This window comes from Pseudomonas shirazensis, assembly GCF_050496565.1.
Taxonomy (GTDB): Bacteria; Pseudomonadota; Gammaproteobacteria; order Pseudomonadales; family Pseudomonadaceae; genus Aquipseudomonas; species Aquipseudomonas shirazensis_A.
The window spans coordinates 171262-196856 of record NZ_JBNWAE010000002.1 but is presented as its reverse complement, the minus strand read 5'-3'; the positions used below and the strand labels follow the sequence as shown (position 1 = coordinate 196856).

Annotated in this window: 19 protein-coding genes, 1 tRNA gene and 1 pseudogene; 10 read left to right on the top strand and 11 right to left on the bottom strand. The window is 60.5% G+C overall.

Features of this window, described 5'->3' with window-relative positions:
* Positions 1-334: 334 nt before the first annotated feature.
* From ACQZ2L_RS04885 to ACQZ2L_RS04870, 4 genes and pseudogenes are all read left to right on the top strand, one after another.
* Positions 335-1681 (top strand): APC family permease, encoded by a 1347-nt coding sequence (locus ACQZ2L_RS04885; protein ID WP_430324890.1) that lies wholly within the window; start codon positions 335-337, stop codon positions 1679-1681.
* A 58-nt stretch (positions 1682-1739) separates the two neighbouring features.
* Positions 1740-3008 (top strand): annotated as a pseudogene (locus tag ACQZ2L_RS04880) (HAMP domain-containing protein); the annotation flags it as partial.
* Between the two features lie 102 nt (positions 3009-3110).
* Positions 3111-3866, top strand: a complete 756-nt coding sequence (locus tag ACQZ2L_RS04875; protein ID WP_430325159.1) for a methyl-accepting chemotaxis protein — start codon at positions 3111-3113, stop codon at positions 3864-3866.
* Positions 3867-3934: 68 nt separating this feature from the next.
* Positions 3935-4894 (top strand): cation diffusion facilitator family transporter, encoded by a 960-nt coding sequence (locus tag ACQZ2L_RS04870; RefSeq protein ID WP_430324889.1) that lies wholly within the window; start codon positions 3935-3937, stop codon positions 4892-4894.
* 27 nt (positions 4895-4921) lie between these two features.
* Here the strand turns inward: ACQZ2L_RS04870 and ACQZ2L_RS04865 are convergent, their stop codons facing one another.
* From ACQZ2L_RS04865 to ACQZ2L_RS04825, 9 genes are all read right to left on the bottom strand, one after another.
* Positions 4922-5812 (bottom strand): LysR substrate-binding domain-containing protein, encoded by an 891-nt coding sequence (locus tag ACQZ2L_RS04865; protein WP_430324888.1) that lies wholly within the window; start codon positions 5810-5812, stop codon positions 4922-4924.
* Positions 5813-6069: 257 nt separating this feature from the next.
* On the bottom strand, positions 6070-7512 hold the full coding sequence (locus ACQZ2L_RS04860) for a pyridoxal phosphate-dependent decarboxylase family protein (RefSeq protein ID WP_430324887.1): 1443 nt from the start codon (positions 7510-7512) through the stop codon (positions 6070-6072).
* A gap of 20 nt (positions 7513-7532) precedes the next feature.
* Positions 7533-8840: a SidA/IucD/PvdA family monooxygenase gene (locus tag ACQZ2L_RS04855; protein ID WP_430324886.1), complete on the bottom strand. Its 1308-nt coding sequence runs from the start codon at positions 8838-8840 to the stop codon at positions 7533-7535.
* Position 8841: 1 nt separating this feature from the next.
* Positions 8842-9813 carry an ABC transporter substrate-binding protein gene (locus ACQZ2L_RS04850; RefSeq protein ID WP_430324885.1) on the bottom strand — a complete coding sequence of 324 codons (972 nt, stop codon included), beginning with the start codon at positions 9811-9813 and terminating at the stop codon, positions 8842-8844.
* Positions 9810-10937 (bottom strand): NAD(P)/FAD-dependent oxidoreductase, encoded by a 1128-nt coding sequence (locus ACQZ2L_RS04845; protein WP_430324884.1) that lies wholly within the window; start codon positions 10935-10937, stop codon positions 9810-9812. The genes ACQZ2L_RS04850 and ACQZ2L_RS04845 overlap by 4 nt, the downstream gene beginning before the upstream one ends.
* Positions 10930-12429, bottom strand: a complete 1500-nt coding sequence (locus ACQZ2L_RS04840; RefSeq protein WP_430324883.1) for a methionine--tRNA ligase — start codon at positions 12427-12429, stop codon at positions 10930-10932. The genes ACQZ2L_RS04845 and ACQZ2L_RS04840 overlap by 8 nt, the downstream gene beginning before the upstream one ends.
* Positions 12426-12797, bottom strand: coding sequence for a cupin domain-containing protein (locus ACQZ2L_RS04835; RefSeq protein ID WP_430324882.1), 372 nt, complete (start codon positions 12795-12797; stop codon positions 12426-12428). Before ACQZ2L_RS04835 ends, ACQZ2L_RS04840 begins: the two co-directional genes overlap by 4 nt.
* The gene (locus ACQZ2L_RS04830) at positions 12794-14149 is read right to left on the bottom strand and encodes an aspartate aminotransferase family protein (RefSeq protein ID WP_430324880.1); all 1356 of its coding nucleotides are present in this window, start codon (positions 14147-14149) and stop codon (positions 12794-12796) included. Before ACQZ2L_RS04830 ends, ACQZ2L_RS04835 begins: the two co-directional genes overlap by 4 nt.
* A 2-nt stretch (positions 14150-14151) precedes the next feature.
* Complete coding sequence (locus ACQZ2L_RS04825; RefSeq protein WP_430324878.1) at positions 14152-15471, bottom strand: SidA/IucD/PvdA family monooxygenase; 1320 nt, start codon at positions 15469-15471, stop codon at positions 14152-14154.
* Positions 15472-16202: 731 nt separating this feature from the next.
* On the opposite strand from ACQZ2L_RS04825, the gene ACQZ2L_RS04820 reads away from it, so the two are divergent.
* From ACQZ2L_RS04820 to ACQZ2L_RS04810, 3 genes are read left to right on the top strand one after another with little or no spacing between them, the layout of a single operon-like run.
* Positions 16203-17348: an efflux RND transporter periplasmic adaptor subunit gene (locus ACQZ2L_RS04820; RefSeq protein ID WP_430324877.1), complete on the top strand. Its 1146-nt coding sequence runs from the start codon at positions 16203-16205 to the stop codon at positions 17346-17348.
* 5 nt (positions 17349-17353) lie between these two features.
* The gene (locus tag ACQZ2L_RS04815; protein WP_430324875.1) at positions 17354-20425 is read left to right on the top strand and encodes an efflux RND transporter permease subunit; all 3072 of its coding nucleotides are present in this window, start codon (positions 17354-17356) and stop codon (positions 20423-20425) included.
* 19 nt (positions 20426-20444) lie between these two features.
* A complete protein-coding gene (locus ACQZ2L_RS04810) occupies positions 20445-21950 on the top strand; it encodes an efflux transporter outer membrane subunit (RefSeq protein WP_430324874.1) in 1506 nt (501 codons plus the stop codon).
* Positions 21951-21983: 33 nt separating this feature from the next.
* Here the strand turns inward: ACQZ2L_RS04810 and gcvA are convergent, their stop codons facing one another.
* A complete protein-coding gene (gcvA, locus tag ACQZ2L_RS04805) occupies positions 21984-22886 on the bottom strand; it encodes a transcriptional regulator GcvA (protein WP_430324872.1) in 903 nt (300 codons plus the stop codon).
* 134 nt (positions 22887-23020) lie between these two features.
* Here gcvA and ACQZ2L_RS04800 point away from each other — a divergent pair, with 134 nt between their 5' ends.
* The 3 genes from ACQZ2L_RS04800 to ACQZ2L_RS04790 are packed head-to-tail and all read left to right on the top strand — an operon-like array spanning position 23021 to position 25340.
* Positions 23021-23650 (top strand): glutathione S-transferase family protein, encoded by a 630-nt coding sequence (locus tag ACQZ2L_RS04800; RefSeq protein WP_430325158.1) that lies wholly within the window; start codon positions 23021-23023, stop codon positions 23648-23650.
* A gap of 24 nt (positions 23651-23674) precedes the next feature.
* Positions 23675-24721, top strand: coding sequence for an LLM class oxidoreductase (locus ACQZ2L_RS04795; RefSeq protein ID WP_430324870.1), 1047 nt, complete (start codon positions 23675-23677; stop codon positions 24719-24721).
* A gap of 55 nt (positions 24722-24776) precedes the next feature.
* Positions 24777-25340 (top strand): methylated-DNA--[protein]-cysteine S-methyltransferase, encoded by a 564-nt coding sequence (locus ACQZ2L_RS04790; protein ID WP_430324869.1) that lies wholly within the window; start codon positions 24777-24779, stop codon positions 25338-25340.
* A 177-nt stretch (positions 25341-25517) separates the two neighbouring features.
* On the opposite strand, the gene ACQZ2L_RS04785 is transcribed toward ACQZ2L_RS04790, so the two are convergent.
* Positions 25518-25593 (bottom strand) — tRNA-Lys (locus ACQZ2L_RS04785).
* Between the last annotated feature and the right edge of the window lie 2 nt (positions 25594-25595).

Here is a 25595-nt window from a genome sequence, read left to right as displayed (position 1 = left end):
TCTGAAGATATAACCCGCAAAAACTCGATAAAAGCTCGATCCAGGTTACATTTTGTCATGTTTAACTTGACACCCTAACCCGCATCGTTTTTTATTTTAACCACCTTGCTTCAGCGCCCGACAACGAAGAACAACTGCAGCGCGCTTACCCGCCCCACAAGGGACTCTGCGCGCGTTGAACTTCGCTGTGGCTCTGTCAGCCATGCCACCGGCGCTTCGCATGCGCCCGCCCTCGCTCCGACATAAAAGGTGAACAACATGGAGCTCATCCGCACGACCTGGCTGTGCCCGCCCGCCCACTCGCCCACCGTTCAGGCTCAGGAGCATCGCGCGCATGCAGCCTGAACCAAGTACCGGCGGCCAGTTCCGCAAATCACTGCGCCTGTGGCATGTGGTAATCATCGGCCTGGCTTATCTGACGCCGATGACCGTCTTCGACACCTTTGGCATCGTCTCCGGGATTACTGCCGGACACGTGCCCAGTGCCTACATCCTGGCGCTGCTGGGCGTGCTGTTCACCGCGGTGAGCTACGGCACGCTGGTACGGCGTTTTCCGCAGTCTGGCTCGGCCTATACCTACACTCAGCGGGCGATCAATCCACACGTGGGTTTTCTGGTCGGCTGGTCATCGCTGCTGGATTACCTGCTGCTGCCGATGGTCAACGCGCTGCTGGCCAAGCTGTACCTGTCGGCGATGTTCCCGGAGGTGCCGCAGTGGATCTGGGTAGCTGGCTTCGTCACCCTGATCAGCCTGGTCAACATGCGCAGCGTCAACCTGGTGGCCCACTTCAATGCCCTGTTCGTGGCCGTGCAGGTGGTGATCATCAGTGTGTTCATCTACCTCTGTGCACGCGGCCTGGAGCATGGCGAGGGCCTGGGTACGGCCTGGAGCCTGATCCCGTTTGTCGACCCGCAAGTGCAGTTCAGCGCGCTGGCCGCAGGTGCGACCATTCTGTGCTTCTCGTTCCTGGGTTTCGATGCAGTGACCTGCCTGTCGGAAGAAACCCGCGATCCGGGCAAGACCATTCCGCGAGCGATCTTCCTCACGGCGTTGATCGGCGGTGTGGTGTTCATTCTTGTGTCCTACTTCATCCAGGCCTATTTCCCGACCATGCAGCGCTTCCATGACCAGGAAGCGGCGCTGCCGGAGATCGCCCTGTACGTCGGTGGCAAGTTGTTCCAGTCGGTGTTCATCGCTTGCACGGTGATCAACACCATCGCCTCGGGACTGGCCTCGCAGACCAGCGTGTCGCGCCTGCTGTATGTGATGGGCCGCGACGGGGTGATCCCGACTCGGGTGTTCGCCCGCCTGCATCCTCGGTACAAGACGCCGGTGCTGAACATTGCCGTGGTGGGTCTGGTGGCGTTGTCGGCGATCTTCTTCGATCTGGTCACGGCCACCTCGGTGATCAACTTCGGCGCATTGGTTGCGTTCAGCTTCGTCAATCTGGCGGTGATCAACCACTGCTACCTGCGCGAGAAGGGTCGCAAGAGCCTGGCCCAGACCTTCAAGTACCTGGTGCTGCCGACCATTGGCTTTTGCATCATCGTCTCGCTGTGGCTGGACCTCAATCAGCACTCGCTGCTGTTTGGCGGCGCCTGGGCACTGGCCGGGCTGATCTACCTTGGCTGGCTGACCAAGGCGTTTCGCATCGCGCCGCCCAACTGTATCGCTGACTGAGCCTCCCCCACCGACGCCCGCTTGATGCGGGCGTCGCTCTGTTCGAGAAGGAAAACCCATGCTCCTGCGCCGCCTTTCCATCCAGTGGAAGATCACCCTGCTCGCCGGCCTCTGCCTGCTGGTCATCGTCGCCCTGCTGGTGGCCACCTCGCTGACCCAGGCGCGCCGTAGCGCAGCACAGGTGTTCAGTGCCAACAGCGAACTGCTCGACCACAGCGCCCGCCTGCGCCTGCAGGCCCAGGCCGAGACCCAGGCACTGCGGATTCAGCGCTACTTCACGGATGCCTACCAATACGGCAGCGGTTTCAGCCGCCTGGTGCAGGTGCTCAGGCAGCGCGGCGACAGCGATCTGCGCGCGGCATTGAGCGCCCAGGCACGCGCGGCGCTGGCAGGCAACCCTGGCCTGATCGGCCTGTATCTGGTGTTCCAACCTAACGCCCTCGATCAACAGGATGCCCGCTTCATCAACCAGCCCGAGCAAGGCAGCAACGACAGCGGGCGCTTCTCGCTGTACTGGTCGCAGGCACAGTCCGGCACGCTGACCACCGAAACCATGCCCGAGGCGATGCTTGCCGACAGCAGCATTGGCGCCAACGGCTCGCCCTACAACCGCTGGCTGACCTGCCCGGAACAAACCGCCAAGGCTTGTGTGGTCGATCCCTATTTTGACGAAATCAACGGCCAGCAGGTGCTGATCACCAGCATCGCCCTACCGATCATGGATAACGGCAAGGTCATCGCCGTAGTCGGCCTGGACATCAGCCTGGACAACCTCCAGCAGTTGAGCCTGAGCGGCCGTCAGGAGCTGTTCGATGGCCAGGGTCAGGTCAGTATTGTCAGCCCGGCGGGCTTGCTCGCCGGCCACAGCGCCAACGCCGCGCAACTAAGCAAACCACTGGAACAAGTGCTCAGCGGCCCTGCCCGCGAGCTGTTGCCAAGCTTGCTTGCCGGGCAGCCAGTACGGCGCCTGGATCACGGCCAGATGCGCGTCTCGCAGCCATTTGCGCCTATCCCTGACGCCGCGCCGTGGCAAGTTCTGCTGGAGCTGCCCGAGGCCGTGTTGCAGGCACCCGCAGTAGCGCTCAATCAACGCCTGGCCGGGCATAACCAGGACGCCAACCTGATCAGCCTGGCCATCGGCCTGTTTGCTGCGGTGCTGGGCTTGCTGCTGGTCTGGCTGACCGCGCGTGGCGTCACCCGGCCAATCCTGATGGTAGCCCGGCGTCTGCAGGATATCGCCAGCGGCGAAGGCGACCTGACCCGCCGGCTGGACTACGCCCGCGATGATGAACTGGGACAGTTGACCGGCTGGTTCAACCGTTTTCTCGACAAGCTGCAACCGGTGATTGCCCAGGTCAAAGCCTCGCTGCAGGACGCACGAGGCACAGCGGACCAGTCCGCAGCAATCGCCAGCCAGACCAGCAATGGCATGCAGCAACAGCAACGCGAGATCGAACAGGTAGCGACCGCCGCCAATGAAATAAGCGCCACCGCGCAGGACGTCGCCCACAACGCCGCGCAAGCCGCCCAAGCGGCACGCGGCGCCGATCAGGCCAGCCGTGAAGGCCTGCAACGAGTAGCCGACACCCGCCGGGCAATAGCCCAACTGGCCAGCGACATGGACGCGGCGATGGGCCAGGCGAAAGCGCTGGAGAGCCGCAGCGAGCAGATCGGCTCGGTGCTGGAGGTGATCCGCGCCATTGCCGAGCAAACCAACCTGCTTGCACTCAACGCCGCCATCGAAGCAGCCCGCGCCGGTGAAGCCGGACGCGGTTTCGCGGTGGTGGCCGATGAGGTGCGCAGCCTGGCCCAGCGTACCCAGGTATCGGTCGAAGAGATCCGCCAGGTGATCGAAGGCCTGCAGCAAGGCAGCGAGGCCGTGGTCGGCACCATGCAGGCCGGCCAGCGTCAGGCGCAGGACAGCGCACAGCAGATGGAGCAGGCAATGCCCGCGCTACAGCGGATTGGCGAGGCCGTCGCGGTGATCACCGACATGAACATGCAGATCGCCTCGGCTGCCGAAGAGCAAAGCGCCGTTGCCGAAGAAGTTAACCGCAATGTGGCCGGCATTCGCGATGTAACCGACTCGCTCGCCGGCCAGGCAGACGAATCGGCGCGCATCAGCCAGGCGCTGAACCACCTGGCCAATCAGCAACAAGCATTGATGGCGCAGTTTCGCGTCTAGTCTGTACTGGCCTCGGCAATGCCGAGGCCGCTATCCCCCGGCGTTACCGCCGCACAAGAGTTTCAGTCATGCAGATCACACCCAAACCGGCTTTTTTCGACCTGACCTGCGAGCAAGGCCTGCTGCGCACCTCGATCGCCGTCACGCTGTTCATCGCCACCATCGGCATCGCCTTCGGCCTGGCCTCGGGCTCGTTCTCGATTGTGTTCGACGGCGTCTATTCGTTGGTCGACGCCAGCATGAGCGGCTTGTCGCTGGTGGTGGTCAAGCTGATCACCGCCCACGTCAGCAGCGCGCAGATGTCACGCAAATTGCGCGAACGCTTCAGCATGGGCTTCTGGCACCTCGAACCGATGGTGCTGGCACTCAACGGCATTCTGCTCAGCGGCGTGGCCATCTACGCCCTGATCAACGCAGTCAGCAGCCTGCTTGAAGGCGGCCGCGACCTCGAATTCGGCCTCGCCCTGATCTACGCCGTGCTGACCGTGATCGCCTGCATCACCATTGCCGTGGTTGAGGCACGCGCCAACCGCACGCTCAACTCCGACTTCGTGCGCATGGACGTCAAGGGCTGGGTCATGTCGGCGAGCATTACCGCAGCGCTGCTGATTGCCTTCTGCGTTGGCCTGGCAATTCAGGGCACGCGGTGGCAGTGGATTTCACCGTACATCGACCCGGCGGTGCTCGGGCTGGTGTGTCTGGTGATCATTCCGCTGCCGTTGTCGGTGGTCCGCCGGGCCCTGGCCGATATCTTCCTGGTGACGCCGAGCGATCTCAAGCAACACGTCGACAGCGTCGCCCAGGCCTTCGTGCGCAAGCATGGCCTGCAGTCGTTTCGGGCCTATGTGGCCAAGGTCGGGCGCTCGCGCGAGATCGAGCTGTACTTCATCGTGCCTGCCGACATGGGGGCAAGGACCATCGCCGAGTGGGACGCCCTGCGCAACGAAATCGGCGATGCGGTGGGCGGTGAAGGGCCGGATCGGTGGATCACCGTGGTGTTTACCGGGGATCCGGAGTGGGCGGAATAAGCTGCTCGGCATGCCGTTCAGGGGTATTCAGGCTTGCTCCATTTCCTCCAGCACCCATTCGGTAAAGGCCTTGATTTCTGCACGCTCAGCGTCTTCCTTCTGATGCAGCAAGTAATAGGAAAAACGCATCGGCCACGGGTGATCCAACGCCTGCACCAACCGTCCGGCCTCAACTTCTGGCCTGACAAGCTCCTGCGCCACCAATGCCAGGCCCTGCCCCGCTTCGGCAGCTTTCATCAGTAACAGGTCATCTTCAAAACTGGTGCCACGCTGCGCACGCGAGTCATCGCCGACGTTGTGCGCCTTCAACCACAGCGCCCAGTCGGCACGATCAGCGTCATGCAGCAAGGGATAGTTCAGGCAGTCTTCCGGGTTGATCAATCGCGGGCCAGCGCCCAGCAGTGCCGGGCTGGCCACCGGCACCATGATCGGCGTGATTAGCCTGGTTACCTGCAAACCTGGGTAATAGCCCAGCCCATGGCGCAAGGCTATGTCCACAGGGTGCTTGCGCAGATCCACCAATGAAGACGTCGCCTCAACCCGCACTTCGATATCGGGATGTCGCTCTGTAAAGCGCCCAAGGCGGGGCACCAGCCAGGAAGCGGCAAAGTTCGGCACTGTACTGATCCGCAGGATCTTGCGGTGCTGTACCCCTTCCAATTGGCGAACGACCCCTTCTATGCGCTCGAAAGCCGCACATAACTGCGGGTGAGCCAACGCGCCCGCTTCGGTAAAGCGCACGCCTTGATGATCCCGAATCAACAACGAGGTACCCACGCGTTCTTCAAGCAGGCGGATTTGCTGGCTGACAGCACCTGAGGTGACATTCAGCGCCTGGGCGGCGATCTTGATGCTGCTGTGCTGACCAACCTCGACGAAGGTACGCAGCGCCAACAAAGGAAGCGAAGGCTTTTTCATGGTTTAGTAAAACTATCCTCAAATTTATACGCTCCAAGAACTCCATTCTTGGCAGGACGAGGCCTGAGGGTCCGCTTTAGCTCACAGCAGAAGGGCCCGAGGCGATCGATGCATCGAGGATAAACCTTTGACAGGCGATAGCAATTCTGATTTTTTCTAAACACTGACGTTAGAAAAAGGCAAGACTGCGTTTTGAGGGGGGGGCTGGCGGGGTCCAACGTCTTCTGAAAAAAGGGGCGCAGGGCGCCCCGGTAACGCTAAAGCGATGCGCGCGCAGCGTTCAGTTGAAACACAAGCTGATCAACATCCTGAGGGGTGGAACGGTAACTGGTGATGCAGGTACGCAAGGCTTTCTGCTTGCCGCAGGTCGTGATGGAGAACCATACCTCCCCAGCCGCCAATACCTTGGCCATGATTGCATCGAGATCGGCACCTGCCGTGTCGCGGATACAGATGACCGGGAGTTCGGTAGCGTTGACCACTTCCCAACCATCGCGCGCCAGCGACTGTTTGAGGTAGTTGCCCAGCTCGACCTGGTAGTCAATCATCTCGGCAAAGCCACCACGACCCAGAATCGCCAGTGGTATGAACAGCTTCAACCCGTTGAACCTGCGCGACCATTGCATCGAGTTCACATACGGGTCAAGGTTCAGGTCATCGCCAACAGGCATGTAGTTGGTCGTCACGGCAAATGGCTCACTGAGCACCCGCCTGTTGGCGCAGATGAACATCCCCGTTCCCATTGGCGCTGTCAGCCACTTGTGCGCATCGAGGGTAATCGAGTCGGCAAACTGGATACCCGCCAACAAATGCGAGTGCCGATCACTCAACAGGATTGCACCTGCCCAGGCTGCATCGACATGGAAGTACAAGCCCTGCTCCTGGGACACCGCTGCAAGTTCCTGCAAGGGGTCGATACTGCCGGCGTTGGTCGTACCGGCTGTGGCGACCAACATGAACGGCAGCAGCCCATTGTCGCGATCATCGGCAATAGCCTTGCGCAGTTGGCGCACGTCCATACGCCCCTGCGCATCGACTCCCACCAGGCGCACCGACTCATGGCCTAGCCCTGATTGCAGGGCAATCTTCACCCAGGCCAGGTGACTTTCAGCAGAGATGTAAAATACCGGCCGTGCGGCCTGGCCGACCAGCCCGTCGCGGGCAAAGCCTGGGACACGCTGATTGAGGGCACAGATCATCGCCGTACAGTTGGCCTCGGCGCCACCGGTGGTGAACGAACCGCCTGCGACGGCCGGGTCGTAACCCGCCAGCGTGGCCAGATACCGTATCAACTTGGTTTCGATATCGACGCAGGCTGGCGCGTGGCTCCATACCGCCAACTGCGGGTTGTAAAGCGCTGTGATGAAGTCAGCGACCGTGCCCCAAAAAGAAGTGGACGGGTTGAACAGGCCGAAATAGCGAGGGCTGGTGACGTGCACCATACCTTGCTCCATCAGGCGCACAAGGTCTCCCAGCACCGCGCTGGGTGCATGGCTGCCGCTGAAATCATAGCGGGCCATCACTCCGGCGATATCAGCCTTCGACATCGTAGGCTCAACCTTGAGCGAGCCAATCTCATCGGCATAGCCGTCCACCATCTGGCGCAAAAACGCAAAGATATGCTCGCGCTCGGTGGCCTCAGGAAACAGCGATGCGATGATTGTGCTGCTGTTGTCCAAGGCATCAGGAATAGTGCTCATCCAGAATTTCCTTTCCTAGATCAAATCGAGTAGTCGACAGGTTCAACCACACTGCTGAGCAGCGCCTCGTGAATCACCCCTGCACGGTAGGCCACGGCCGAGAATGACTGACCATCGCTGATACCGTGGGTGCGCTCGGACAAGCCATTGACATAGACCTGGACATTGCCGCTGTTGCGCAATGCGACCTGATACTGGCTGTTTACCTGCAAGCCACCCTGGCTGTCCTTGATCAGGAACTCCTCCAACGGCTCCAGCAGCGCCGGTATTTTCGCCTGGCGGTAGCCGGTACCCAGCACGATAGCGTCCACCACATGCTCGCTGACCTCACCGGTGAACACATCGCGCAGAGTGACACGGTAGCCATCCGGCACCTGCTGGAGGGTCAACGCCTCGGCGTTGACCGCCATGCTCAAGCGTTCGCGCCCGGCGATCTCGTCTTCGTAGATCAGCGAATAGAGGTGCTGGCTTTCATCCACATCGATACCGGAGTAGTTGGTACCTTTGACGTGGTTGAAGAAGCGGCTGCGGCCCTCGTCGTCGAGGCGTTTGAAGTACTCGATGCGCTCAGGCAGGAACACCAGGTTAGGGAACTGGCCTAGCTGCGCAACCTTGAAACCGATCGAGCGATGCACCGAGGTAACGTGAATATCTTCACGCTGCTGGATCAAGTCAGCCACCACCTCACCAGCACTCTGGCCGGAGCCGAGCACCAGCCAGCGACGCGGCATGTCGTGCTTGAGCAGGGCCAGGCGCTGCAGGTATTCACTGGCGTGGAACACATGCGAGCCGAGGTGACGAGCAAACAGCTCCGGCACGTTGGGCGTCGAACCGTTGGAAAGGATCAGCTTGCGCGTTTCGTAGCTGAAGCCCTCGCCCTTGACGCGCAGGCTGGTGAGTTCGCCATCCTCCAGCAGCGGCTCGATGGCTTGCACACCATGCTCGTAGCGTACATACGGAGCGAGTTTAGCGCCTACCCAAGTCATGTAGTCCGACCATTCGAAGCGGCTGGCCGGCCGGCCCAGCAGGCCGAACTTGAACAGCCGGTTCTTCTCCTTCAGGTACATGGCGAAACTGTAGGGGCTCTGCGGGTTACGTGGCGTAACCAGGTCGCGATAGACGTGGTGATTGATGTCGGTACTGTGCAGCAACAGGTTGGGGTGCCAGGCGCTGTCCGAGGCTTTTTCCAGCGCCAGGAAACCGCGCATCCCATGCCCGCCCTGGGCGTGGAACGCTTCGTCAAAGACGCAGGCCAAGGCCAGGCCGGCGGGGCCGCAGCCAATGCTGAGGGTGTCGATATAGGGGGAAGTTGACTTGGCGTGATTCATGTCATTGCTCTCGAAAGGTTCGAATAAGTTCAACAGGCTGCATGCGCTGACCGGCATCGCTGAGCCACAGGCACAAGTTCGCCCGGCTCTGCTCGCCATGATCGAAACGAAGGGGGCCCAGGCAGGTATCGAAGGTCTGCCGACTCAGTTGCTCACCGGCCGGAATCTCCCCTGGCTGCATCACAGCGGCAATCTCAAGCGCGGCAAGGGTCTCGAGAAAAAACACCCCGGGCGACTGCCCGTAGCGGCGCTGATACTCGGCAACGTAGGGAGATCCGGGGTTGACCAGGCTGGGCGGTGCAAAACCCACACCGCGCACCCTGCCAGCGATGAACTCGTCGGGCAGACGCAGCTGCGCGCAGGCAGCATCATCGGTGAGGATAAAATCGTCCCTGACCTGGCGCTCCTGGCAAGCCGTCAGAAACTGTTCGCTGCGCGACCCGGTACCAATGAAGAGGATCTGCGAAGCCGCCTGCCCGACATCTTCCGGTAACCCTCGCGCGGCCAACGTAGTGCGCAGCAAACCGGCAAGGTTCTGCGCATAGAGCGAGTCGTCGGTGTATACCTGCAGGTCGTACTCACGGCCTTCATGACAAAGCCCCAGCAACGCCTCGACAATGTCCTGGTTGTGTGGGCACAAGCGGAACACATTGCTCTGGTCGATAGTCAGGCTCACGTCCGTGGCGCTGGGCAGAAGCAAGGGCACCCCATGCTCGGCATAGAAACTCGCCGCTCCCAGCGCCGAGTTGCTGGCGTAATGTCCAACAACAACATCGACACCACGCGAGACCAGGTAGTCCGCCGCATGCGACCCGCCTTCGTAGGAGCCGTAGTCCTCGCAGATCACGAACTCCATGTTCAAGCCGCTTTGCAGCTCACGGAAAATCTGCAACGCACGCAATACGGTTTCGCTATGGATAGACCGGGCAGGGTCGAGGATCGCGGCAAAGCCGCAGCGCAGCGTGGCACTCATGACACCAGCTCGCTGGCGGCGAAGCGCTCGAGGGCGTACAACCTGGAATCGCTATCGCTGTGCCCGGTTTCATCCAGCAGGCGGTCACAGACGTTGCGGGCCACTGCCAACGCAATCTTGTAACCAATGCCACAAAAACCGGTAGCAACCATGCAGCGCTGGTGCTCATCGATAAAGTCCAGCAACGGCCGCCCGTCAGCCGTATAGGAGTCATAGCCCTTGATCACTGCTGCCACATCGTTGTCATCGTGCTCGATCAACGAGCCGCGAAGGCGTGCAAGCACGTCCGGGACTACTGGCTGGTTGTCGTAGTCGAGCGCTTCAGGCAACTTGGCAGCGATGCGGATTTTCGAGCCAGCTTGATAGAAACCCCTGTTTAGCGGGATCAGGTGGGTGCCGGTCTTGGTATCGATGATAGGCAGCGGAATCTGTCTGGTTGCCTCCAGGCTGACCAACGGAATGCTCTGAGTCTCGATGGGCAAGAAGTCGCACAGGGTGCCCGACCAGGCTCCCGCAGCCAACACGGCGTAGTCAGCTTCAATCTGCACCGCACCGCAGCGTACGCTTACGCCATTGGCATCTGCATGCAGCCCCTCGACGCGCGTGTGCTCCATGATAGAGCCGCCTGCACTGCGAACCATGAAGGCCATGTCGCGCGCGGCTTTGCGTATATCACCAAAGCCACCCTTGGGTTCGTGCAGGATGGTGCGCTGATTCTCAGCGGAATAGCAGCCACAGCTCAGTTCGTAAGCGCGCTGCGCGCTTACCAGCTCCATCGGATAAAGGTCATTGCTGTAGCGCTTGATGCATGCCGTTACAGAGTCATAGCCATGCTGGTTCTTCTCGCTTGCGTAGAGGATGCCGGAGCGCTGCAAGCTCTGCGCAAATACATCACCCACTCTCGTATGCGCCATCAGCTGGACACTGGCATGAGCCAGTTTGGCAATCTCCCGGTCCGGGTCGTATAGGCGGAACAGCGCCCCGGAAAAGCGCGTAGCACCATTGCCGCCCACGGTTTCCTTTTCCAGAAGTGTCACCTGATGCCCCGCCTCGGTCAGCGTAGCGGCAATGGTGGTGCCAGTGATCCCGCCACCAATCACGATCACACGTGCTGCCTCAGCCATGACAGGCCTCCTTCTGCGCCGGAATCAGCCCCAGCTCGGCCAGACAGGCCGTGCGCTCGTCATCATCGACGTGCCCGGCAAGGGCCTTGCCAAGCCCAGGCATGGTCGGCCCGCACAGCACAGCAAACAGCACCAACAGCTCCCGACGTACCTTTCCGCTACTCAGCTCGCCTTGAATTGCATCGACCAGGACCATCAACTGCTCAGCCATGCCTTTCATCGAGAACTGTTCGACGCTGGCACACTGCAGCCAGCGCTGCGCCACGCCTCGCTCAAATGCTGCCAAACAGGCCGGCGGCGTGGCGCGCTCTTGCGCCAGCTGCCGATAAATGTGGGGCAGCACAGTGTCGAATACGCGCCGGCGCCATGCCCAGAAATCGTCGACCGAAAAATTACCCGTCTGCTCTTCTGGCGCGATCAACGAGACATAGAAGCGCACACTGTCGGCGCAGGCATCGCGGACCAGGTCACGTACCCAGATGGCGTGGCCGCGGCTGGTGGAGAAATCTTCACCGTTGAGTTTGAGAAAGGCATTGGTGAAGAACGCCTGGCTGAATTTGAACGCCGGATCCCCCAAGACTTGAGCGGGGTACGCCAGCACGTGGCTGTACGAGCAGTCCATGCCGAGGAAGTTGACCATGCGCGTATCGGCACTGGACAAAAGAGCGTAGGCATCGGCCGCTTCATCACGTTCGGACAGCTCCTTGAGCGCAGCAAGGTAGCCCGCTTGCCCCATGAACCAGGTGTGCAAGCGATGTGCTTCATCATCATAGAGCTTGAGCCCCGACTCCCCTGGCCGGGTAACCCCCCAATCGCCCAGGCCCTTCTCGAAGGCAGCATCCAGCCAGCGGCGCAACTGCCCGCGCATGGGTGCTGCAGCCAGGCGCGCGCGCAGCGCATCAGCCACGCGATCGAAGGCCAGAAACTGTCGCTGTACCGGTCGCATGGTCATTGGCGCATGACAAAGGATGCACTTCAGGTCGGTCATCTTCGCCGCATCAGGCGCCATCGCGCAGGCTTCGCATTGACTGGCGTCGGACGATGCACCGCAGTGGTTGCAGTTGCCACGGGCGAAGCCTTCGTAACCCCACACCTGGCAATGCTCGCAGTACGGCGCCTGGGTTTGCGCAGAGCGAATCAACCCACTGGCCTGACCACGCTCATACAGCATCTTGGCCGCCCACTCGAAATGTGGGTTGCCGTGGGACTCAAGCCAGTGGTCGACCTCTATCCCCACCATGCGCAGCGATTGCTGGATCTTCACCGAGTTCTCATGTGCCAGCTGCGCGCCATCTACACCCAGCTCGAGGGCTTTTCGCGTGAGGTAGGACTGGTAATCGTCCGAGTACGACACCAGGTAGCACTGCATACCTTGCAAGCGCTGGGCGCGAGTAAAAACATCGGCCGCCATGTAAGGGCCGGCAATGTGGCCGATATGCAAATCACCGTTGGGCGTCGGCGGCGTGATGGTTACGATGAACTGATTGCTCATGGCTGCACCTTGATCGAGTCGAGGAAGTTCGTCGCGCTCTGCTTGTCCCACCAGATCGAGTAGAAGTGGAAATCTTCGGCGCTGTCGTTGATCACCGAATGCTCGGTGTCCAGCGGCAGCATGATCAGATCACCCTTTTCGGCGCTGACAAACTCTTCACCCACACGGATCCGTGCCTTGCCATCAATGGCAATGAACATCTCGTACTCATCATGGGAATGGCGCCGGCTCTCGGTACCGGGACGCACCACGCACCATGCACCGCCAAATGGCGACTTCAACCCTTCCCAGGGCAACAGGCGGGAACCGTCGAGCTCGTACTCGTGCACCAATCCAGCCCAGTTCATCTTGCGGAATACCTGCATCATTCGCGCTCCTGACTGACTGCATACGCGGCCAATACCCGGCCTAGCACGCCCAGCGCTTCGGTAATCGTGTATTCGCTGACGTTCAGTGGCGGCAGCACGCGCAAGATGGTGTCATCGCGACCACCAAGCTCGGTGATCAAACCGGCCTGCAGCGCTTTACACTGGATCCATGCAGCGGTCTTCTCACACGCTTCGCCAGTCGCCGGGTCGATGATCTCCACCCCAAGCATCAGCCCCAGCCCGCGTATCTCGCCGATCTGCGGGTGCTCGCTACGCAATGCCTGGAAACCTTCAATCAGTTGTGCCGAACGCGCCTGCACGTTGCCAAGAACGTTCTCGCGGCGGATGACATCAATGGCCCGTGCGCCTGCCACGAAGGCCAGCTGGTTGCCGCGGAAGGTGCCGATGTGGCTGCCGGACGGCCAGTTGTTCAAACGCTTGTTGTAGAACATCAGCGATGACGGCAGGCCGATGCCGCTGGTGCCTTTGGACGTAACGAAAATGTCCGGGGCAATCGCGTATTGCTCAAACGCATACCAGCTGCCGGTACGCCCGCAGCCTGTCTGAATTTCATCGACGATCAACATCACGCCATGCTTGCGCGCGGCGGCTGCTACTCGTTCAACGAATTGCTGATCCGCCACGTATACGCCGCCCTCGCCCTGAACCAGCTCGAGGATGATCGCGGCAACATTGCCCAAGCCAGAGTTGACGTCATCCAGGGCTGATTCCAGCAACAGGGCTGCATCAACCTGGCTGGCACTGAGCACGGCACTGCGGGAGGACTGTGATGTGGATCCGAACGGCAGGAAATGCACTCCCGGCATACGCCCCGCCACGTTGCGCTTCATTGCTCGGTTGCCCGTCAGCGACAGCGCACCGTTGGTACACCCGTGATATCCACCGCGGAAACTGATGATCTCATCCGCACCTGTGGTCGCCTTGGCCAGCTTGATCGCCGCCTCTACCGCATCTGCCCCGGTCGGCCCACAGAAATGGACGCGGTAGTCTTCACGCAAGTGCGCCGGCAGCATACCAAGATGGGCATCGGTAAAACGCTCCTTGGCTACAGTTGGGAAGTCCAGGCCCATGCACAAGGTGCCAACCTGTTCGATTACTTCGCCGACCACGTCTTCTGGGCAGTGGCCCAACGGCAGCGAGCCTGCACCTGCGAGGAAATCGATGAACACGTTGCCGTCCAGATCCTGCACGTAACAGCCTTGGCCGCGCGCCAACGAAATAGGCAAACGTTTCGGGTAGGACACGGCCGTTGATTCACGCTCATGCTGGCGAGCCAACGCCTGCTGCGAACGCGGTCCGGGTACTTCACTGGCTATTCTGATCCGGTCCATGGTTAAGCCTCTTCCTTGATAATTGCGCCATCGCCGACTGCCGCAGCATGGCGTGCCTCAATTGATTTGATGATGTGTTGTGAGCGTAATGACACCAGGCTCAAAGAGCCGGCATCACCCATACCGTGACTGGACTCGCACAGGCCATTCAGATAAAGGCCCAGTTCCATGCCTTGCAGAGCAACTCGATAGTCGCGCTGAATTTTAATTTGCCCATCCGGCTCTTTTTCCATCATCGGATAGAGCCCTTCAAGTAACGCCGGGCATACTTCCTGATGCGAGCCGGGGCCGAAATCGCGGAAACCGGTTGCGGTAACGATCAGGTCGACTTCCAGCGAGGTAATTTGCTCGTCACTGTGCGCCGCCATTAATTCGAGAGACACTTTCGAGCCCACTGAAACTGCACTAACAATATCCACCGAGTTGTGCACATGCAGGCGCTGCTGGCCAAAATGCCTGTCGCGATAACGTACGCGGTACCACTCATCCAGCACATCGCCATCCGACGCCGAATAGTTGGTGGCGCGCAAGTCGTCCTGCAACCGACGACGGTGCGCGGGTTTGCTGTCGTGGAACAGGTCAACGAATTCGGGGAAGTAAACTTCACCGGTAAAGGGAGACGAATCTTTCAGGCAATATCCAAACTTTCGAGATACCCCGTGCACCTGGAGCTGTGGAAACTTGTCGGCGAGGTAGATCATGATTTCGATGGCCGACTGACTGCCACCGACCACCGCCACGCTCTGCACTTGTCCCGACTCAAGGCGGTCGACAACCGTCCTGAATCGAACACCGTGAACCAATTTGTCAGGCTCTACAGCCGCGAGCACCGGCGGAACGAAAGGTGTACGACCGCCTGCGACGACCAGATTGGCACAGGTGTAGGTCTGGCCATCGCTCGTGCTCACTTCAAAACGAGCACCCCCGGCCTGAGTGGTCAATGCGCGAACGCCGGTCACAGTGGTCGAGTAGCGCACCTGCTCATCGAAGTGGTCCGCCGCCCAGCGAATGTAATCGCGGTATTCATAGCGATACGGGTAGTACAAGCCCATGTTCAGGTGCTCGAACAACCGTTGTTTTTCGAACAAGTAATTGGTGAACGAATAGTGGCTGCGCGGGTTACGCGGCGTCGCCAGGTCTCGCAAGGGGTGGTTCTGAATATCCGAGTTGGCCAACAGCAGCCCTGTTTGCCATTCACTGTTTGCTTCTTTCTCAAGAAATAAGCACTTCAGACCTGCCGCTTCTTCTTCCAATGTAATCGCCATTGCAATATTGGATGGACCGAAGCCGATACCCACCACATCGTAGTGTTCCCTTTGCACGGTACTGCCTCCCTGCCTGATGGTCTCGTCTTATTATCCGCACACGGGCGCTTACCCCGCTCTGTCACTAGCAGACACATCACAAACTGCATCTATCGACTGTGTGAACTTATGCGCCGCGGCGAACCTAATAGCAACGGGGAGGCACGCTACCATCGGAACTAAAACACGCATAACCATTTTATCTAAACGTACGCTTTAGATTTTCTAATGCGCAAATAACTGCCTCACTGAAACTATAGATTCACATGCGATCGCTAAACTTTTACCCGCGCGACGAATTCCCGCCGTCAAAAATTAGTACAACTCCCGACCCTGTAAATGGATCATTATCGTTACTAAATATTTCACAAACTTTAGTTTATTCCCTGAGCACATCGGCTCTTCAACTGTTCATCATGCCAAGACCAATCGCAGTGCTTGTGCCCCTGCAGCCGCAGCGGTAGCACGTTACAAGGTTACGGACTAAGCCCAGCGAGCATTCATCACAATCAAAATGCTCTTCAGGCTTTAGATTTTCTATCCATTTAACTCACGGAATATCGTTTTCGCTGACGAGGCCTTATCTCTAGTATCCGTTGACACTGAGCCGACCTGGCTTTAGCTGAACTCAACACACTGGAGAAGCACATGCTTAGGAAAGGCACCCCCGGAACCTGGCGTTCCCGTAACCTGGTGATTAGCACCGCGAGGCCCGCACCAGCGCATTCCAAGGTAAATGGAGGTGCGGCATGAGCAGCGTCACGCAGCGGGTCAGCGGCAAGCTGATCCTGACCGCTCTGGTATTGGCTGGCGCATTAGGCGGTCTATATCTCTACGACCTGCTTCGCAAGCATGAAGCTCAGGCAGCCGCGGTTGCCGCGGGTGAACCGGTAGCGGTGCCCGTGGTAGTCGCCAGCGCCAGCGGAGCACCGCTGGCACGGCAGGTGGAAACCATCGGTACCGTGGTCGCAGACCACCAGGTACTGGTTGCCGCGGAAGTTTCCGGGCGCATCACTCAGATCCACTTCACCAGCGGCCAGAAGGTCAAGAGCGGCACAGCGCTGGTGCAACTCAATGATGGCCCGCTGCGCAGCGAGATTGAGCGGCGCAAGGTTGCCGTGCGCCTGGCGCAGACAGACCTTGAGCGAGCAAAGCGCTTGCATGGCCAGACCCTATCCAGCGCAGACTACGAACGCTATGTAGCCGCCAGTGCCGAAGCCCAGGCCCTGCTTGAACAAGCCCGGGAAGAGGCGGCACAACGCCTGGTCCGCGCGCCGTTCAACGGTGAACTGGGTGTACGCCAGGTCAACCTTGGGCAATACGTGGAGGCGGGAACACCGATTGCGACCTTGATCGACTCAAGCGTATTGCATGTCGACTTCAGCGTCCCCGAACGCTACCGCGAGCTGCTGCAGACCGGACTGGTCACACGCATTCAGGGACACGACCCGCAGCAGGCCGCCAACCTTGGCAGGGTCACCGCCATAGACCCGCAGATCAGCAAGGAAAACCGCGCCATCCGGGTACGGGCCACGCTGGCGCCACAGGCGCCGATCTCGCCTGGCCAATTTGTTCACGTGTCTCTGCAGCTGCCGCCTGGCACACCGACCACCACTGTGCCAACCGTCGCGCTGGAAAGCTCCCTGACAGGCGACTTCGTGTACGTGCTGCGCACTGACGGAGAACGTCAAACCGCCCATCGCCTGGCCGTCAGCACAGGTCAGCAGAGCGAGGACCGCACCGAGGTGTTTGGTCAGGCCATCGGCCCGGACGATCTGGTAGTGATCTCTGGGCAGATCAACTTGCAGGATGGCGCACAGGTCACGACCCGCATCGCCGACGCCCCAGCCGTCGACGAGCGCGCGCTGGGCCTGTACAACCGCAAGGAGCGATAGCCGCCATGTCCTTCACTGACTTGTTCATTCGGCGCCCGGTGCTGACACTGGCGTTTGCCCTGCTGATCGCACTGGTGGGTATTCGCGCACTGTTCGATCTACCGTTGCGTCAGTACCCGAAAATTGAAAGCGCCGTGGTGACCATCACCACCGAGTACCCCGGTGCCCCTGCGGAACTGATGCAAGGTTTCGTCACCACGACCCTCGCCCAGGCAGTTGCCACGACCCAGGGGGTGGAATACCTGACCTCTTCGTCGGAGCAAGGCCTGAGCACAATCACGGCTTACCTGCGCTTGAATGCCAACTCCGATGCTGCATTGACCGAGGTACTGGCCAAGGTCAACGAGGTTCGCTACCTGCTGCCCAAGGAAGCCTACGACCCGGTGGTCGTACGCCAGTCTCCGGGTGCCATTGGGGTTATCTATGCCGGTTTCAGCCCTGCGGCCGACCAACCCCTGACGGGCATCACCGATTATCTGATGCGGGTGGCGCGCCCGATGCTGACCACCATTGACGGTGTGGCGGCGGTAAACGTGCTGGGCGGGCAGAACATCTCCATGCGGATCTGGCTGGACCCACTGCGCATGGCTGCGCACGACGTCACCACAGCCGACGTCGACCGCGCCATCGAGCAGAACAACTACCAGGCAGCGCCTGGGCAGATCCGCGGCCAACTGGTGGTGGCCAATGTGCGTATCGATACCAGCCTGGACTCCATCGAAGGCTTCCGCCGGCTGGTGGTGAAAAAAGGCGACAGCCTGGTGCGCATGGAAGACATCGCCACTGTTGAAATCGGCACCCAGAGCCGCGATCAGGTCACGGGCATGAACGGCGAGGCAGCGGTTTACCTTGAAGTCATGGCCACACCTGGCGGCAACCCGCTGACCATCGCCCATCAGGCACGACAGATCCTGGGCGGGCTGGAGTTGCCAGCCGGAGCGAAGATGGCCATACCCTACGACGTCACGGTATTCATCGACGCGGCCATCAGCAACGTAACCTTCAAGTTCGTTGTCGCAGCACTGGAGGTGGTGCTGGTGATCTTCCTGTTCCTGGGTTCGATGCGCGCCGTAGCGGTCCCGGTACTGAGTATTCCGCTGTCGCTGCTGGGTGCTGCTGCCATCATGCTGGCACTGGGCTTCAGTCTTAACTTGCTGACATTGCTGGCGATGGTACTGGCCATCGGCCTGGTCGTGGACGATGCCATCGTGGTGGTCGAAAACGTGCACCGGCGCATGGAAGAAGGCGAGCAGGCTCTGGAAGCCGCGCGCAATGGCGCACGCGAAATCGCCGGCCCGGTACTTACCATGGCCGCTACCCTGGTCGCAGTCTATGCACCATTGGGCATGGTCGGCGGCCTGACAGGCGCGCTGTTCAGCGAGTTTGCGTTTACCTTGGCCGCTGCTGTGGCCGTGTCGGCCATCGTCGCCCTCACCGTGTCCCCAACTGTAGCAGCCAGGTTGCTGGCCAACGATCGTCCCGGGCGCTTTGCATCCGCGGTCGAACGCGTCACCAACAACCTGGTCGAGCGCTACGACCGGCTGCTTGGCCATGTTCTCAAGGACACCCGCCTGGCATTGGTAATCGGTGCAGGCGCACTGCTCAGCTTGCCGATCCTGTTCAACGGCTTGCAATCAGAACTGGCGCCAGCCGAGGACCAGGGTGAAATCGTGGTCGATATGAAAGCCCCCCAGGCAAGTAACCTGGAGTTTCTGGAAGAGCAATCGAAGCGCGTCGAAGACCTGCTGCTGGCGATTCCGGAAACGGGCACCGTATATCGTGTAACAGGCGTCGGCGCCTCGCTGAACAAGGGCTGGGCCGGGGTGATGCTCAAGCCCTGGGATCAACGTTCACGCAGCGCCGAAGACATCATGGGCGAGCTGCAGGAACAATTGGCGTCGGTCGAGGGCATAGCCGGCTCCGCATTCCTGCCCGCGCCGCTCCCGGGTTCGGTAGGCGGCTTTCCGGTGCAGATGGTGCTGACGTCCTCGCTCAAGCACGAAGACGTGTTCCAGGCCATGGAGACGCTCAAGTCCGCGGCACGCAGCAGTGGCCTGTTTGCCTTCATCGACTCGGACCTGACCTTTACCAACCCTACCGTGCTGGTACGCGTGGACCGCTCCAAAGCACACGACCTCGGTCTGGACATGAAAGAGATAGGTGACACCTTCGCCCGGCTGGTCGGCGAGTCCTATGTCAATCGCTTTGGCGCTCAGGGGCGGGCGTATGACGTCATCCCACAGGCGCCCAGGAACCAGCGCCTGACTCCGGAACTGCTGGAACAATATTACCTGCGTACAGCCGGTGGCACCCAGGTGCCGATGTCGACAGTGGTTAGCCTGGAGCGTGGCGTGGAGGCCAACGCGCTGACCCAGTACAACCAGCTGAACAGCTCGACCCTGGTGGCAATCCCGGCACCTGACGTTACCTTGGGCCAGGCGGTGGCGTTCCTGCAGCAACAAGCCAGCGAACTGCCCGCTGGCTATCAGCACGACTTCCTCGGTGAGTCGCGCCAGTACCTGCAGGAGCAAGGCGGCTTCGCAATCACCTTCGCATTCGCGCTGGCGTTCATCTTCCTGGTACTGGCAGCTCAGTTCGAAAGCGTACGTGACCCGTTACTGATTCTGACCACCGTGCCACTGGCTGCCTGCGGCGCCTTGGCGGCTCTGTTCTTTGGCTTCGCCACACTCAACATCTACACCCAGATCGGCCTGGTGACATTGGTTGGCCTCATCGCCAAGCACGGCATCCTCATCGTCGAGTTCGCCAACATGGCTCAGCGCAAGCAAGGCCTTGATCGCCAGCAGGCAGCACAAGCTGCAGCGCGCACGCGTATCCGCCCGATCCTCATGACGACGGCAGCAATGGTCGGTGGCCTGCTGCCGCTGCTGTTTGCCAGCGGAGCAGGTGCAGGCAGCCAAAGTGCATTGGCGGTGGTACTCATCTCAGGGTTGCTGGTCGGTACGTTATTCACCTTGTTTGTATTGCCCGCCATCTATGCCCGTTTTGGCCGACAGCTGAGCCCGCAGCACGACCCGGCAGGTGCAGTTGCACAACCGGTCAGCAATCCCATCTGAGCCGTGGAAAGGACATCCCATGATCATTCTCAAAGCCCCACGCTATTTCACTGCGCGCAAGGCCAGGCTTACACCTCTGCTCCTGGCAATGCTGGCAGGCTGTTCGCAAGTCCCCCAGCACATCCGTCCGGACGAGCCGCAGCATTGGCTGTTCAAGGAGAGCCAGACAACGCCAGCCGAAACCTCGTGGAAATCTGCCGAGCCTGGCGAAGCGCAAATGCGCGGCGAGTGGTGGACAATATTCAACGACCCGCAGCTGGATACGCTGGAGGCTCAGGCGATACAAGCCAACCCGGGGCTGGAAATCGCTGCAGCCAGGCTCAAGCAGGCGCGCGCGCTGCAGCGCAGCGCAAAAGCTGACATGTTACCCCGTCTGGATGCAGCATTCGGCCCGATGCGCCAACGCGAATCTGCCGCTGCGCAAGGCCTGAATGGCGAGCAGGCAGCCAACACATTCGGGTTTTGGCGGGCAGAACTGGGCATAAGCTACGAAGCCGACCTGGCTGGCAGGATCGATGCCGAGGTGGGGGCGGCAAGCGCCGAGCTGGACAACAGCGGTGCGCTGTACCGCAGCGTGCTGATGGCCTTGCAGGCCGACGTTGCAGAGCTGTACTTCACTGTGCGCGAACTGGACACGCAGATGGAGGTGTACCGAGGAACCCTGGCCCTGCGCAGCGATACATACAGGCTGATCAAACACCGGTACGACAATGGCGACGCGGGTGAACTTGATCAGGTGCGAGCGCAGAGCGAACTGGAAGCCGCCCGAGTTGAAGCGCTGGGAATCGAACACAACAGGCTGTTGGCAGAGCATGCACTGGCAACGCTGCTTGGCTTGCCCCCCGCGCAGTTCAGTCTCCAGCCACAGCGCCTTGCCCTGCGCGATATACGCATCCCCGCCGGGCTGCCCTCGGCGCTACTTGAACGACGACCGGACATCGCGGCCGCAGAACATGCAATGGCTGCGGCCAACTACCGGATCGGTATCGCCAAAGCGGCTTATTTCCCCAGGCTGCAGTTGACCGCAACCGGCGGCTTTGAATCGCGGGAACTGGGCAACCTCTTCGAGTGGTCCAACCGTGCCTTCCTGCTGGGCCCGCTGGCAGGTGCGGTGATGACCCTGCCACTGTTCGACGGTGGCCGGCGCAAGGCTACGGTCGCATACTCGCGGGCAGCGTACGAAGAAGATGTCGCCCGGTACCGGGAGGTAGTGCTGAAGGCGTTTGCCGAAGTCGAGGACAAACTGGCCGGCCTGCGTATCATCGCCGAACAGTCCCGCGCCCAGCGCATTGCCCTGGATACTGCCGAGCGGGCGGCTCAGCTTTCTCACCTGCAATACCGTGAAGGCAGCCACAGCCAACTCGATACGATCGACGCGGACCGCACCTTGCTGGCCCAGCAATTGGCAACAGCGCGCCTGGAGGCAGAAAAAGCCCGTACCACCGTGAAACTGATCAGGGCCCTGGGCGGCGGCTGGCAACTTGCAGCCGAACAGCAAGGCAGGCTGCTGGCCGAGCGCGATTAGCCCTTTTTGCCTGCGGGCTCCGGCCTTCGCCCGCTAGGCGGGCAGGTCGGCATCAACTGCCGCTTCGTCTTTGATCCAGCTGATGAACGCCTGCACTTCGGCCCGTTGTAACGACTCCTGACGGCACACGATGTAATAGGCAAAGCGCGATGGCCATGGCTTGTCGAGGGCTACCACCAGCCTGCCTGAGTCGATGTCTTCCTGAGCGTGGGTATCTTGCACCAGCGCGATACCCTGCCCTGCTGCTGCAGCGCGCAGTAGCAGCAGGTCTTCCTCGAAACTGGCACCGCGCTTGGCCTGCTCGCCCGCGTCCACTCCAAGGGCCTGCAACCAGAGCGTCCAGTCAGCCCGGTCGGCATCCTGCAACAGCGGGTAGTCGAGGCAGTCCAGCGGGTTCTCGATAGGACGCCCCTTGGCCAGCAGCGCCGGGCTTGCCACAGGTAGCAGCACGGGTGCCATCAACCGGATGGATTCCAGGCCCGGGTAATGGCCCAGCCCGTGGCGCAGGGCGACGTCGATCCGATCGCGCTTGAAATCGACAATCTTGGCAGAAGCCTCGACACGCACCTCGATATGCGGATGCAGTTCATGAAAGCGCCCAAGCCGCGGCACCAGCCAGGCCGAGGCAAACGAGGGCACGGTACTGATCGTTATGGCCTTCTCCGACGCCAGCGATTGCAAGGTCGACAGAGACTTCTCTATCTGGTCGAACCCACGGAGCAATCCCGGGTGCACCCGTGCACCGGCTTCGGTGAGGTAGACACCGTGGCGCGCGCGGACGAACAGCGGCACGCCAATGCGATCCTCGAGCAGGCGGATCTGCTGGCTGACTGCCCCGGGCGTCACACCCAGGCTCTCGGCAGCGGCTTTCAAACTCCCCAAGCGCCCTGTTTCGGTGAAAGCCCGCAGAGCAAGTAACGGCAGTACAGCGCCCATAGGCACCTCACTATTTAGATTTTCTAACTCGAGAATGAAGAATTCATCGTTTCTCATAGGTACCCAGCAGCTCTAGGATAGCGCCACATACATTTGATAGAAAGCCGAGAATAGAAGGTTGAACGCAAATGAAAGTGCCAGACCTGATTCTTTATACCGATAGCTCACCTAATGGCTTCAAGATAACTATTGCGCTCGAAGAGTTGGGTTTGCCTTACGTGTTACGGCACGTTCGCATCGAACACGGCGAGCACCACCTGCCGGAATTTCTGCGGCTCAACCCGCACGGGCGCATCCCGGTGCTGGTCGATCAAGGCAGCAACATCGTGCTGTTTGAATCCGCCGCGATCCTGCTGTACCTGGCCGAGAAAACCCAGCGGCTGCTTCCCGACCCACCGCAGCAACGCTGGGCAGCCATCACCTGGCTGATGTTCCACGCCTCCAGCACCGGCCCTATTCTTGGGCAACGGGTGCATTACGAGATTTTCGACAAACAGTCTGACCCGGCTGTAGCGCGACGTTTTCGAACGCTGACCGAGCAGGCGTTCGCGACCCTGGACAACCAACTCAAGGACAACCACTGGCTGGCCGGCGATACCTACAGCATTGCCGATATCGCCACGTTCGGCTGGATGCACATCGCCCACCTGATCGATTTCGATTTCAGCCAGTTCAGCCACTTGAGCACCTGGTACCAACGCATGACCGAACGCCCTGCGGTGCAGCGCGGTATCAGCCTGCCCCACCCCGCCACCGGCCCCTGAACATGCCCCTGGAAGGAACCTGACATGAACCAGCCCGTGATCGAAAACCCAACTTTTACCACTACCGGCGCCAGCGCACCGGCATTTGCCAGCCATCCGGGATACCGGCGGATGTTTGCCGAGGGCCAACTGACCCTCGGCATCTTTCTCCCGCTGCGCTTTTATGAAGGCGATATGAACGTGTTGGCCGGCCAGGCCGAACTGGTCAAACAGCTGGACGCCCGCGGCTTTGCAGCCACCTGGGTACGCGATGTGCCGTTGTTCGACCCTTATTTCGGCGATGCAGGGCAGCTGTTCGATCCCTTTACCTACCTGGCATTTCTAGCCGGGCAGACTCGCCACATCAGCCTGGCTACCGGCAGCGCAATATTCAGCTTGCGCCACCCCATCGACCTGGCCAAGGCTGCCACCAGCATCGACCAGCTGTCTGGCGGGAGACTGGTGATGGGCATCGCTTCCGGCGACCGGCCCGTCGAGTTTCCAGCCTATGGCATCGAGCATGCGAGCCGAGGCGAACGCTTTGCCGAGGCGGTCGACTACTTCCGGCAATTGACGCAAGGCGATGGCTCCCCGATCAACTCTTCGCTGGGGCAGCTGGACAATGCGCGGCTCCTGCCAAGGCCGGCAACTGGCCGCATCCCGCTGCTGGTGACCGGCTCTTCCAGGCAATCCCCGCAGTGGCTGGGTACCCACGCAGATGGCTGGCTGACCTATCCGGAGTCGACCCAGAACAGCCTTGGACCCAAGCGCCTGGCCGAAAAAGTCCGAGCATGGCGCGCCATGATTCCTGACCAGGGCTTCCGCCCGCACGTCACCAACGAATGGATCGACCTCGATGAGAATCCGAACTTTCCGCGCACGCCATTGCATGGCGGCTATGTATTGAAGACCGGGCGCAAAGGCTTGATCGCGCTGCTGCAAGAATGGCAGGAGGCCGGCGTCAACCATGCCGCACTGGGCATGCACATGGCGCAACGACCACCCGCCGAGATCATCGATGAACTGGCCAGCGATGTACTGCCGCTATTCCCTTCGCTGCCAGGCCCGACACCCCTGGCCCAGCACTGGTAATGCCACCCCCCACCGCCCGCGTGACTGCGCGCGGGCGACTCTGAGGGAACCCGCCATGGCAAAGCTGATTATGCCGCAGGAGGCACGTGGCCACCTGGATACTCGACTTGGGCGCATCGACATGCTGGTCGATCACCACGGCGCAGTACTGCGCGTGGATTTCCGTCTGCGAGATGCTGCCGGACCAGGCAGCGAGTACGCGCAAGCACGTGAAGCCCAGGATGCAGTTGCCGAGGTCAGGCAGCAGTTACTTGAGTATTTCAGCGGTGCCCGCCGTGATTTCTCGTTGCCCATGGCACCGCGCGGCAGCCCCTTTCTGAAACAGGCTTGGGCACTGCTTGCTCAGATCCCCTACGGCACAGTCACGACCTATGGCGAGCTGGCCAGAACCCTGGGCAAACCTGGCGCAGCCAGAGCCATTGGCATGGCCAATGCCATTAACCCGATTTCGATCATCGTGCCCTGCCACCGCGTGATTGCTGCCAATGGAACACTCAGCGGCTACAGCGGCGGGATCGACAAGAAACGCGGTCTTTTGACCCTTGAGGCCGAGCATTCACGCGAGGATCTTCTTCAGATAGGCAACAGCTGGACACAGCCTGACAGGTCGATGCTGTAGATGAACAACCGCTACGCCAGTGGCGTAAGCCGAAATCCGAGCACCCAGAACGAAAAAGCCCGCCATGAGAGGCGGGCTTTTCTTCTTGATTTCACTTCGGAACAAGCTAGAGGCTTGCTCTGTACGGCTGCGTTACCGCGAGAATAGTCCCTGGTACATCACAGACCGCTGCAAATATGGTGGGTCGTGTAGGATTCGAACCTACGACCAATTGGTTAAAAGCCAACTGCTCTACCAACTGAGCTAACGACCCTT